Below are 11511 nucleotides of genomic sequence, written 5' to 3'. Positions count from 1 at the left end.
TCCCGCAACACGTGTCCTCGCCCGCTCGCCTCCGGGCCGCTTCGGTCCGGTGCCGACGGTCGGCGCTCCCGCGCTCCTTCGTCGCTTCCTCGCTTCTCCCTCTCGGCCCCGGCGCGGGCGTGTTAGTGTTCGGGGGTGTGGGTTGTGGTGGGGGTTAGTCCCCGGGGGCTACTCCGCAGCGCCCACGTCCGGCTCCGGAACGGCCCGGAGGCGGGCGGGCGAGGACCCCGCCCCGAGCCGAAGGACCGCGCCGGTGCCGAGAGGGAGAAGCGAGGAAGCGACGAAGGAGCGCGGGAGCGCCGACCGTCGGCACCGGACCGAAGCGGCCCGGAGGCGAGCGGGCGAGGACACGTGTTGCGGGACACACGGGGAGATGCACCCGTCGGGCCTGGGCAGGCTGGTTACCGACGGGTAGCATGACGGTGAAGCAGCGCCGCTCACGTCCCCTCGTGCGACGGACGGCGGCAGCCTGCCCACCTCAACCTGTTGGTCCCTGGGAGGAGAAGCCCCCGTGCCTCGTACCGCGAGGGACGTCGTCTTCGTCGATGGCGTCCGCACCCCGTTCGGCAAGGCCGGCCCGAAGGGCATCTACCACGAGACGCGCGCCGACGACCTGGTCGTCAAGTGCATCCGGGAGCTCGTGCGCCGGAACCCGAACCTGCCCGTCGAGCGCATCGACGAGGTCGCCGTCGCGGCCACCACGCAGATCGGCGACCAGGGTCTGACGATCGGCCGCACCGCCGCGCTGCTGGCCGGCCTGCCGAAGTCCGTCCCCGGCTACTCGATCGACCGCATGTGTGCCGGCGCGCTGACCGCCGTCACCGCGACCGCCGGCGGCATCGCCTTCGGCGCGTACGACATCGTCGTGGCCGGTGGCGTCGAGCACATGGGCCGCCACCCCATGGGCGAGGGCGTCGACCCGAACCCGCGCTTCGTCTCCGAGAAGCTCGTCGACGAGTCCGCCCTGTTCATGGGGATGACCGCGGAGAACCTGCACGACCGGTTCCCGCACATCACCAAGGAGCGCTGCGACGCCTACGCCGTGCGCTCGCAGGAGAAGGCCGCCAAGGCGTACGCCAACGGCGACATCCAGCCCGACCTGGTGCCGATCTCGATCCGCAACACCAACCCCGAGGTCGGCGAGACCGGCTGGGGCCTGGCCACCGTGGACGAGCCGCTGCGCCCGGGCACCACGATGGAGAGCCTGGCGGGTCTGAAGACCCCGTTCCGCCCGCACGGCAACATCACCGCGGGCAACTCGGCCGGTCTGAACGACGGCGCCACCGCCTCGCTGCTGGCCGCCGAGGACGTGGCCGAGGAGCTCGGCCTGCCGGTCAAGATGCGGATGGTCTCCTACGCCTTCGCGGGTGTCGAGCCCGAGGTGATGGGCATCGGCCCGGTGCCGGCCACCGAGAAGGCGCTGGCCAAGGCCGGTCTGACCATCGACGACATCCAGGCCTTCGAGGTCAACGAGGCCTTCGCCGTCCAGGTGCTGGCCTTCCTGGACCACTACGGGATCGCGGACGACGACGAGCGGGTCAACCCGTACGGCGGCGCGATCGCCTTCGGCCACCCGCTGGCCTCCTCCGGCGTGCGCCTGATGAACCAGCTGGCCCGCCGCTTCGAGCAGCGCCCGGACGTCCGTTACGGCCTCACCACGATGTGCATCGGCTTCGGCATGGGCGGCACCATCATCTGGGAGAACCCGCACTTCGAGGGTGGTAAGTGACCATGAGCACCACGACTGAGCTGCTGACCCGCGGCGCCGAACTCTTCCCCGGCGAGGTCGTCACCACCGCGCACGTCCGCCACCTGGACCTGCCGCTGCAGGCCGGCCGGCTGGCCCTGATCACCCTGGACAACGGCTTCGACCACACCAAGCCGACCACCTTCGGCCCGGGCTCGCTGCTCAAGCTGAGTGCGGCGCTGGACCAGGTCGAGGCGGAGGCCGCCGAGGGCACCGTCGTCGGTGCGGCGATCACCGGCAAGCCGTTCATCTTCGCGGTCGGCGCCGACCTCAAGGGCGTCGAGCTGCTCAAGGAGCACGCGGACGCGCTGGCCATCGGCAAGGGCGGCCACGAGGTCTTCAAGCGGATCGCCGCACTGCCCGTCCCGACCTTCGCGTTCTACAACGGCGCGGCGATGGGCGGCGGCGTCGAGGTCGGCCTGCACTGCGACTACCGCACGGTGTCCGCGGGCGTCCCGGCGTTCTCGCTGCCGGAGGTCTTCCTCGGCCTCGTCCCCGGCTGGGGCGGCTGTACCGTCCTGCCGAACCTGATCGGCCCGGCGAAGGCCGTCAAGGTCATCATCGAGAACTCGATGGCGCAGAACAAGCAGCTCAAGGGCAAGGACGTGTTCGAGCTGGGGATCGCCGACGCGATCTTCGAGCCGGCCGACTTCCTGGAGCAGTCGCTGCTCTGGGCGGCCCGTGTCCTCAAGGGCGACGTGACCGTCGAGCGCGAGGAGATCGACCGCGGCAAGGCCTGGGACGACGCCGTCGCCTGGGGCCGTCTGGTCGCCGACGCCAAGGTCCACGGTGCGGCCCCCGCCGCCTACCGGGCGCTGGACATCATCGCCCAGGTGAAGGACCAGGACCTCCAGGCCGGTTTCGACGCCGAGGACGCGGCCCTGGCCGACCTCATCATGGGCGGCGAGCTGCGCAGCGGCATCTACGCCTTCAACCTGGTGCAGCGCCGGGCCAAGCGCCCCGTCGGCGCGCCGGACAAGTCGCTGGCCCGCCCGGTCACCAAGGTCGGCGTCGTCGGCGCCGGTCTGATGGCCTCGCAGCTGGCGCTGCTGTTCGCCCGCCGTCTGGAGGTGCCGGTGGTCCTCACCGACATCGACCAGGAGCGCATCGACAAGGGCGTCGGCTACGTCCACGCCGAGATCGACAAGCTGCTCGGCAAGGGCCGGATCGGCCAGGACAAGGCCAACCGTCTCAAGGGCCTGGTCACCGGCTCGCTCGACAAGGCCGCCGGCTTCGCCGACGCGGACTTCGTGATCGAGGCCGTGTTCGAGGAGATGGGCGTCAAGCAGACCGTCTTCGCGGACCTGGAGAACGTGGTTTCGCCGACCTGCGTGCTGGCGACCAACACCTCCTCCCTGTCGGTCACCGAGATGGCGTCGAAGCTGAAGCACCCCGAGCGGGTCGTCGGCTTCCACTTCTTCAACCCGGTCGCGATCCTGCCGCTGCTGGAGATCGTCCGCGGCGAGCAGACCGACGACGTCGCGCTGGCCACGGCCTTCGGCGTCTCGAAGAAGCTGCGGAAGACCTCGGTGCTGGTCAAGGACGCCCCGGCGTTCGTGGTGAACCGGATCCTGACCCGCTTCATGGGCGAGATCCAGAACATCATCGACGAGGGCACCCCGATCGCCACCGTCGAGAAGGGCGTCGAGCCGCTCGGCCTGCCGATGTCCCCGATCGTGCTGCTGGAGCTGGTCGGCCCGGCCATCGCGCTGCACGTCTCGGAGACCCTGCACGGGGCCTTCCCGGAGCGCTTCACCGTCTCCGAGAACCTCGGCAAGGTGGTCAAGGCCGGCAAGCGCGGCTTCTACACCTGGGTCGACGGCAAGCAGGTCCTCGACCCCGAGGTGCTGGAGCTGCTCTCCTTCGGCGACAGCGTGCTGACCGAGGAGCAGGTGCTCTCGCGGTCGCTGGAGGCCGTCGCGCAGGAGATCGGCCTGATGCTGGAGGAGGGTGTCGTCGCCGAGGCGCAGGACATCGACCTCTGCATGATCACCGGCGCCGGCTGGCCCTTCCACCTGGGCGGGATCACCCCGTACCTGGACCGTGAGGGCATCTCGGAGCGCGTGAACGGCAAGCCCTTCCTCGCCCCCGGTGTGGCCTCGGTGCCCGCCTGAGGAGTGCACGACGGAGCCCCGGTGACCGACGGATCGGTCACCGGGGCTCTTCCGCGTACCTGGGCTCCTTCGCGTGCCGGGACTGCCGGACCGGGCGGCGGCCGGGCGGGCCCGGCCCCGACCGCCGGGGGCGTCAGCGCTTGAGGCGGTAGACCACCGTGTCGGCGAAGACGCCGACCATCTCGTAGTGGGTGTCCAGCAGCGCCTCGATCTTCGGGATCATGCCGGGCTGGTACGGCGCGAGGCCGGAGTCGTCGACCACGACCTCGGGCAGGCCCTTGGCGATCTCCTGGTCGAAGGTCTGCCAGGCGTTGTCCACGGAGAACTGCTCGCCGACGTTGAGGCTGCTGTCCTTGCCGCCGCTGTAGTTGGTGAGGAATCCGGCGGTCAGGTACCGGGTGGCGGGCTTGCGGTCCGCGAGCCAGTACAGCTCCGGGTGCATGCCCCAGACCAGCACGGTGTCCTTGGGCGAGGTCTGGGCGGCGACCGCCGTGGCGACCTCGGTGGTGCGGCTGAGCCGCTCCCCCGGCCAGGCCAGCGCCAGGCCCCAGAAGACCGTGGCGGCGGCCGTGGTGTACACCAGGACCGGCTTCCAGCGGACCGCCGAGGTGGCGACCGCCCCGGTGCCCAGCAGCACCAGCGGGGGCATCAGCTGCAGGTAGTAGTGGCCGAAGAAGTGGAAGCCGACGCTGACCGCGATCACCGAGGACAGCAGCCAGACCCAGAGGTCCGTGGTGGAGCCGTGCTCCTCCCCGGCGACGGGCAGCGGGCGGTGGCGGTACTTCAGCCAGAGCCGTCGGCCGACCGGCAGCAGGAAGCCCAGCCCGGCCCCGAGCAGGATCGCCGAGTTGCCGAGCGCCCGGCCGACCATCTGCAGCAGGGCGCCGCCCGCCGAGGCGTAGTCGCCGCTGCCGGTGACCACCCAGAAGAGGAAGCCCTTGGGCTTGGTGAGGATGACCGCGACCAGCGCTATCGGCAGCGTGAAGCCGAACCCGATCTTGAACAGGGCGGGCGGCCACCGGACGCCGCGTCGGCGGGCGTCCTGGTAGAGCATCCAGAGCACGGCCAGCAGCACCGCGCCGCCGGTCTGCTTGGTCAGCGAGCAGAGCGCCACCGCGATGCCCGCCGCCAGCCAGCGGCGCCGCTCGGCGTACCGGAAGGCGGCCACCATGGCGGGCAGCATGAAGACCTCGAAGGTCGCCGCCTGGGTGTCCTCCGGGGAGAGCCCGATGGAGACCAGCAGGTAGAGCAGCCCGGCGCCGGCGCCGGCCCGGTTGCCCCAGCGGCCGCGGGCGATCGAGGCCAGCAGGATCGCGGTGACCAGGTGGGCGCCCACCGCCAGCGTGCGCAGCGGCCAGAGCGAGGCGGAGCCGAAGACCGCGAACGAGGCCTGGTAGAGCCAGGGCAGGAGCGGCGGCTTGCGGTCGACCACGGTGTCGTACAGGACGCCGCCGTCGGCGAGCATCCGGGCCTGGGTGGCCAGGAAGCCCTCGTCGGGGCTCCAGACCGGCCGGACGAAGGACGGGATGTGGGTGACGAGCGCGACCAGGGCCAGCAACGGCACCAGCCGCGTCCAGTAGCCGACGCGGACGCGCTCCCAGCCCTCGGCCGGGGGTACCCCCAAGGGCAGGCGCTCGGCGAGCGCGGTCAGGCGGGATCGGGTGGGGGTCGGCACGGATGACAACCTACCGGGCGGGATCGGCGCCGGAAGCGCCGGTCCCGCCTTTCGGTGCGATTATCAGCCCGATCCGTACCCGATCCGTGCCGAACTGTTGCCGAGCCGTCGACGTCGGACGGCCGGGACGGCCCCGCAGGGCCCGGCCGACCCGCCCCGCCCCGATCGGCCGGGCGGGTGACCCGGCCGGGTCGGCGGAGGTCGGTCAGGCCTCGACGGCGGCCACGTCCAGCTTGGAGACCAGCGCCGTCACCTGACGGGCGACGTCCGGGGCGGTGAGACCGATCTCGGCGAGGATCTCCGGCCGCGAGGCGTGGTCCAGGAACTGCTGCGGAATGCCGAAGTCGCGCAGCGGCAGGTCCACGCCGGCGTCGCGCAGCGCCTGGGCGATGGCGGCGCCGACACCGCCGACCCGGCCGTTGTCCTCGACCGTGACGACCACCCGGTGCTCGGCAGCCAGGCCCGGCAGGGCCGGGTCGACCGGCTTGACCCAGCGCGGGTCCACCACGGTGGCGGTGACGCCCTGGGCGGCCAGCAGGTCGGCCACCTCCAGGCACATCGGGGCCAGCGCGCCGACCGAGACGATCAGCACGTCGGCGCGGCGGCCGTCGGCCGTCTGCCCGGCGGCGTCCGGCGCCGCCTCGCGCAGCACGTCCATGCCGCCGATCCGGCCGACCGCCGGGACGGCCGGACCGACCGAGCCCTTCGAGTAGCGGACCACGGTCGGGGCGTCCTTGACGTCGACCGCCTCGCGCAGTTGGGCGCGCACCTGGTCGGCGTCGCGCGGCGCGGCGAGCCGCAGGCCGGGGACGACCTGGAGGATCGACATGTCCCACATGCCGTTGTGCGAGGCGCCGTCGGTGCCGGTGACGCCGGCCCGGTCCAGCACGAAGGTGACGCCCAGCTTGTGCAGCGCAACGTCCATCAGCACCTGGTCGAAGGCACGGTTCAGGAAGGTCGCGTACACCGCGAAGACCGGGTGCAGGCCGCCGGTGGCCAGGCCGGCGGCGCTGGTGACGGCGTGCTGCTCGGCGATGCCGACGTCGAAGATCCGGTCCGGGAACGCCTGCGCGAACGGGGCCAGGCCGACCGGGTGGAGCATCGCGGCGGTGATGCCGACGATGTCCTCGCGCTCGTGCCCGAGCGCCACCATCTCCTCGGCGAAGACCGAGGTCCAGTCCTTGCCCGCGCTCTTGATCGGCAGTCCGGTCTCCGGGTGGATCACGCCGACCGCGTGGAAGCGGTCCTCGTCGTTGTTCTCGGCGGCGTGGTAGCCGCGACCCTTCTCGGTGAGGCAGTGCACGATCACCGGGCCGCCGAAGCCGCGCGCCTTGGTCAGCGCGGACTCCAGGGCGGTGAGGTCGTGGCCGTCGATCGGGCCGATGTACTTGAGGCCGAGGTCCTCGAACATGCCCTGCGGCGCGATGAAGTCCTTCAGGCCCTTCTTGGCGCCGTGCAGGGTCTCGAACAGCTGCTGGCCGACCACCGGGGTGCGCTGCAGCGCGTCCTTGCCCCAGGAGAGGAACCGCTCGTAGCCCTGGGTGGTGCGCAGGGTGGCGAGGTGGTTGGCGAGGCCGCCGATGGTCGGCGAGTAGGAGCGCTCGTTGTCGTTGACGACGATGACGACCGGGCGGTCCTTGGAGTCGGCGATGTTGTTGAGCGCCTCCCAGGCCATGCCGCCGGTGAGCGCGCCGTCACCGATCACGGCCACCACCGGGTCGTGCTTGCCCAGCAGCTCGTTGGCCTTCGCCAGGCCGTCCGCGTAGGAGAGCACGGTGGAGGCGTGCGAGTTCTCGATCACGTCGTGCTCGGACTCGGCGCGGGAGGGGTAGCCGGAGAGGCCGCCCTTGATCCGCAGCTGCGAGAAGTCCTGGCGGCCGGTGAGCAGCTTGTGGACGTAGCTCTGGTGGCCGGTGTCGAAGAGGATGCGGTCGCGTGGCGAGTCGAAGACCCGGTGCAGCGCGATGGTGAGTTCCACCACGCCGAGGTTGGGGCCGAGGTGGCCGCCCGTCTTGGAGACCTCCGTCACCAGGAAGGTCCGGATCTCCTGGGCCAGGGTGGCCAGCTGTCCGGGCGTGAGCCGGTCGAGATCGCGCGGTCCCCGAATGCGGGTCAGCAGGGCCACCCGTTCCTCCTCGTTCAGTGTTCGCGGACCGCGAGGTCCGACGGGCGTCGCTGCCCGGTGCGGCGGCACTCCCCGCCGCCTCGCGGTCGGTGCCGACCGGTCGAGTCTAATCTCCGGCCGCCGGACACCGGGCGGGGCGTCCGGTGCCACCGGCCGGTACACGCCAGTCACCTCGACGGTCACTCTTTCGGGTGAACCGCAGAAACCGGCGTGTCGGCGCGCCCGGACGGGCCCGGGGCGCACCGTGCCAGGGACGGCCGTGACCCGGCCGCCGACGGGGAGGGGCGGGCCCGGGGGCGGCCGTCCGCGGCCCGAGGGCTCCGGGGCTCAGGGGCGGGCGGTGGCGGCCGGGGTCGGGCGGCCGAGTGCGCCGGACTCCCCCATCTCGCTCATCACCAGCGCGAGCGCGCCCAGCACCTCGGCGCGGCCGCCCAGGGTGCCGGGAACGACCGAGAGCTGACGGGCGGCGCTGGGGATGGCGTAGCGGGCCACCGAGTCGCGGATCGGGGCGAGCACCAGCTCACCGGCCTCCGCGAGGTCACCGCCGAGGATCACGCGGCGCGGGTTGAGAAGGTTGCAGAGGGTCGCCACACCGGTGCCGATCTGCCGGCCGGCGTCGGCGATCACCCGGCGGCACCCGAGGTCGCCCTGGTGGGCCAGCTCGACCACCCGGGGCAGCGAGAGCTCCGGGCCGAGGGTCGGCACGAGCAGGTTGAGCAGGTAGCGCGAGCCGACGAAGGTCTCCAGACAGCCCCGGTTGCCGCAGCGGCAGACCGGGCCGGCCTCGTCCAGGGTGATGTGACCGATCTCGCCCGCGGTGCCGCCCGGGCCGCGGTAGATCTGCCCGTTGACCACCAGCCCGGCGCCGACGCCGCTCGCCACCTTGATGTAGGCGAGGTCGCTCAGCCCGCGTCCCGCGCCCCAGACCAGCTCGCCGAGTGCGCCGAGGTTGGCGTCGTTGTCGACGTGCACCGGCATGCCGAGCCGCTGGGCCAGCTCACGCCCGGGGGCGATCCCGGTCCAGCCGGGCAGGATCGCGGTCGAACCCAGTGCGCCGGTCTCCACGTCGATCGGACCGGGGACGCCCAGGCCCACGCCGATCACCTTCTCCGGCCGGAACCCGGCCTCGGCGAGGAGCCGTTCGACCAGGGCCTCGGCCCGGTCGAAGCCCTGCGCGGCCGAGACGTCGACGTCGATCGGGGCGCTCTCCTCGGCGAGCACCCGGTGCGCGAGGTTGCCGACCGCGACCCTCAGGTGGGTGTGGCCGAAATCGATCCCCACCACGATGCCCGCGTCCCCGCTGAGCGAGACGCTGCGGGCGCGCCGCCCGCCGGAGGAGGTGTCGGCGACCACGACGGTGCCGCTCTCCTTCAGTTCCCGGACGATGTTGGACACGGTGGCCGCCGAGAGACCGGTGCCGCGGGCGATCTCGGCCTGCGTCAGCGAGCCGGCCATCCGCACCGCGCGGAGCACCCGTTCCAGGTTGGCGCGGTGCAGTGAGGACTGCGAGCCCGGTGTGTCCGTGGACATGATCCACCCTCCCAAGGGCGCGGGGACCCCTCCGCCGGGCGTCCCCTTTCAAGTCCTGAAGCCTAGGGCCTGCGGCGAGGGGAGGGCGCGGTCATCCGTGAACGGGAGGAGCGGCGCCGGGGCGGTGGCGGCCCGGGGACGGGTGAGGACTCCGGACAGAAACCGGAGCGGGACCGGGGAGAGGCTGGGGAGAGAGCGGGGAGAACGGGGGCGGAGGGCGCCCCGGCACCGGCCCGCCGGGCCCTGCGGGCGGGCAACCGGCCGGTCCGGCCCCAGGTCAGGGCCGCGGTGCACGGCGATACGGGCGCCAGGGACCGTCCGAAAACCGTCCCCCCGTACGATGGTGCCCAATCTCACCCGTCCCACCGGCCGCGGACGTGAACCGGCCGGGGGACGCTTCCAGACATGACGGGGCATCAGATGGCAGGGGATCACCCTACGCCGGGGGCGGGCGACACGCCCGGCGGCGGTCAAGACAACCGGGGCGTCTCGCTCGGGCGCAAGCCCGGTGGCGTGGACCCGGCGGCCGTGGCGGACCAGCAGACACAGCTCGACGGGTCGGCGGTGCCCGGGCAGGCGGCGCCGCCCGCACCGGCCGGCTCACCCCCGGCACCGGGCATGCCGCCGGCCCAGCCCCCGGCCGCGGGCCAGGGCTACGCCTACGCGCCCACCGCCCCCGCCTTCCCCGCGCAGGGTCCGCCCCCGGGCGCCCCGGTCGGCCCGTACGACCCGAACGCGGGCCAGCAGTTCGGCGCCCCGAACGCGGGCCAGCCCTACGGCTACGCGGCCCCGCCGCCCGCCGACGGCGGCGCCGGGTACGGCTACCCGCAGCAGGGCGGCTACGGCTTCCCCGGTGCGCCGGTGCCGGCCGCGCCCAAGCAGCGCAACCCCGTGATGATCTGGGGCGGCATCATCGGCGGTGTGCTGGCGATCGCCATCGTCGCCGCGCTGATCGTGCTGTTCACCGACGACAAGAAGAAGAACGACGACCCGCCGGCCGCGACCGGCGGCACCAGCGGCGAGGTCACCGGCGGCTCCACCGGCGGCACGACCACCGCCCCCACCACCGGGGCCACCAGCAGCCCGACCACGGGCGGCGGCGGTGGCAAGGCCGGTGCCTACAACCTCGCGTGGGCCGCCGAGAAGCCGGCCGCCGGGGGCAGCAGCTCGCGGCTGCTCGCCATCTGGGGCGCCGAGAAGACCGCGGTGCGCGTCGACACCACCAGTGTCCGGGGCATCAGCACGGTCGACGGCAAGGAGGCCTGGAACATCCCGGTGCCGGCCGGCACCAAGGAGTTCTGCTCCGCCTCGTACAGCACCAACGCGAAGCACATCGCCGCGATCTCGCTGAACACCGGTGACAGCGACTGCTCCACCATCGCCGCGGTCGACGTCGCCGCCGGCAAGCTGCTCTGGACGGTCAAGGTCGGCCAGCAGCGGATGTCCTCCCCGTCGCTGACCGTCACCGACAAGGTCGTCGGCATCGGCGCCAACACGGCCGCCGCGATCAACATCACCGACGGCACCCCGGTCTGGGCGTTCCAGCCGCGCGAGAAGGACTGCAGCGTCTACGGCACCGCCGCCGGCGCCCAGATCGTCGTCACCGACCGCTGCTACGGCCTCAACACCACCGTCAAGTCGCAGCTGGTGGTCGTGGAGACGGACAGCGGCAAGGTCACCTCGCCCGCGCCGATCACGCTCGGCGGCACCATCGAGCGGGTCGACAAGGTCCTCTCGGACCAGCCGCTGGTGCTGCTGGTGACGAACGGTCCGAACGGCGACTACATCCTGCCGTTCGACAAGACCAACAAGGCCGGCAACCAGATGTCGGTCAAGGAGCCCGGCTACGACAGCCTGCGGCTCAGCGGCCAGGCCGACGCGTTCAGCCTGAACGTGATCAGCGGCACGACCCTGTACGTGCAGACCAACCCGACCAAGCCGGCGATCAACGCGTACGACCTGAACACCGGCAAGCGGCTCTGGTCGACCACCGGTGACGCCAAGGACGGGCTGCGGCTGGTCTCCGGCACCGACAAGGACGGCAAGGTCCGGGCCATCCTGGACATGGGCTACGGCAAGGACGCCAAGCTGGTGACCCTCTCGCCGACCGACGGTGCGGCGACCGAGCTCGGCGCCATCATCGAGAGCAAGAACGTCGACCTCAACATCGGCCTCAGCCTCACCGAGTTCGTGATGCAGTCGGACGGGTCGCTGTACGGCTTCGGGCGCAGCAGCTCCGACGCCCCGGTGGCCAAGTACGTCAAGAAGTGACGCCGCAACGGTGATCCCGCCGGACACCCGGCGGGACGGGCGGGGCGGG

The 11511-nt window shown here is 72.4% G+C and carries 6 protein-coding genes; 3 read left to right on the top strand and 3 right to left on the bottom strand.

All coding sequences use genetic code 11. The features are described 5' to 3' along the window. Window positions 1–511 precede the first annotated feature (511 nt). Window positions 512–1729 carry a thiolase family protein gene (locus PUR61_RS27260; RefSeq protein ID WP_329882069.1) on the top strand — a complete coding sequence of 406 codons (1218 nt, stop codon included), beginning with the start codon at window positions 512–514 and terminating at the stop codon, window positions 1727–1729. A gap of 2 nt (window positions 1730–1731) precedes the next feature. Beyond that, window positions 1732–3861 carry a 3-hydroxyacyl-CoA dehydrogenase NAD-binding domain-containing protein gene (locus tag PUR61_RS27255; protein ID WP_329882068.1) on the top strand — a complete coding sequence of 710 codons (2130 nt, stop codon included), beginning with the start codon at window positions 1732–1734 and terminating at the stop codon, window positions 3859–3861. A gap of 133 nt (window positions 3862–3994) precedes the next feature. Here the strand turns inward: PUR61_RS27255 and PUR61_RS27250 are convergent, their stop codons facing one another. The 3 genes from PUR61_RS27250 to PUR61_RS27240 form a co-directional block, all read right to left on the bottom strand. Further along, window positions 3995–5536 carry an ArnT family glycosyltransferase gene (locus PUR61_RS27250; RefSeq protein WP_329882067.1) on the bottom strand — a complete coding sequence of 514 codons (1542 nt, stop codon included), beginning with the start codon at window positions 5534–5536 and terminating at the stop codon, window positions 3995–3997. Window positions 5537–5741: 205 nt separating this feature from the next. Then, on the bottom strand, window positions 5742–7661 hold the full coding sequence (gene dxs / locus PUR61_RS27245) for a 1-deoxy-D-xylulose-5-phosphate synthase (protein WP_329882066.1): 1920 nt from the start codon (window positions 7659–7661) through the stop codon (window positions 5742–5744). 327 nt (window positions 7662–7988) lie between these two features. Beyond that, window positions 7989–9191, bottom strand: coding sequence for an ROK family transcriptional regulator (locus PUR61_RS27240; RefSeq protein ID WP_329882065.1), 1203 nt, complete (start codon window positions 9189–9191; stop codon window positions 7989–7991). A 528-nt stretch (window positions 9192–9719) separates the two neighbouring features. On the opposite strand from PUR61_RS27240, the gene PUR61_RS27235 reads away from it, so the two are divergent. Continuing rightward, window positions 9720–11462, top strand: coding sequence for an outer membrane protein assembly factor BamB family protein (locus PUR61_RS27235; protein ID WP_329882064.1), 1743 nt, complete (start codon window positions 9720–9722; stop codon window positions 11460–11462). The last annotated feature ends 49 nt before the right edge of the window (window positions 11463–11511 follow it).

Origin of the sequence: Streptomyces sp. BE20 (assembly GCF_036322525.1) — a bacterium.
GTDB lineage: Bacteria > Actinomycetota > Actinomycetes > Streptomycetales > Streptomycetaceae > Kitasatospora.
This window is presented reverse-complemented; position numbering and strand designations above follow the sequence as displayed.

Excerpts from the sequence above, each read along its gene's own strand:
- PUR61_RS27240 (WP_329882065.1), bottom strand. The coding sequence starts at position 9,191 with ATGTCCACGGACACACCGGGCTCGCAGTCCTCACTGCACCGCGCCAAC.
- PUR61_RS27255 (WP_329882068.1), top strand. The coding sequence starts at position 1,732 with ATGAGCACCACGACTGAGCTGCTGACCCGCGGCGCCGAACTCTTCCCC.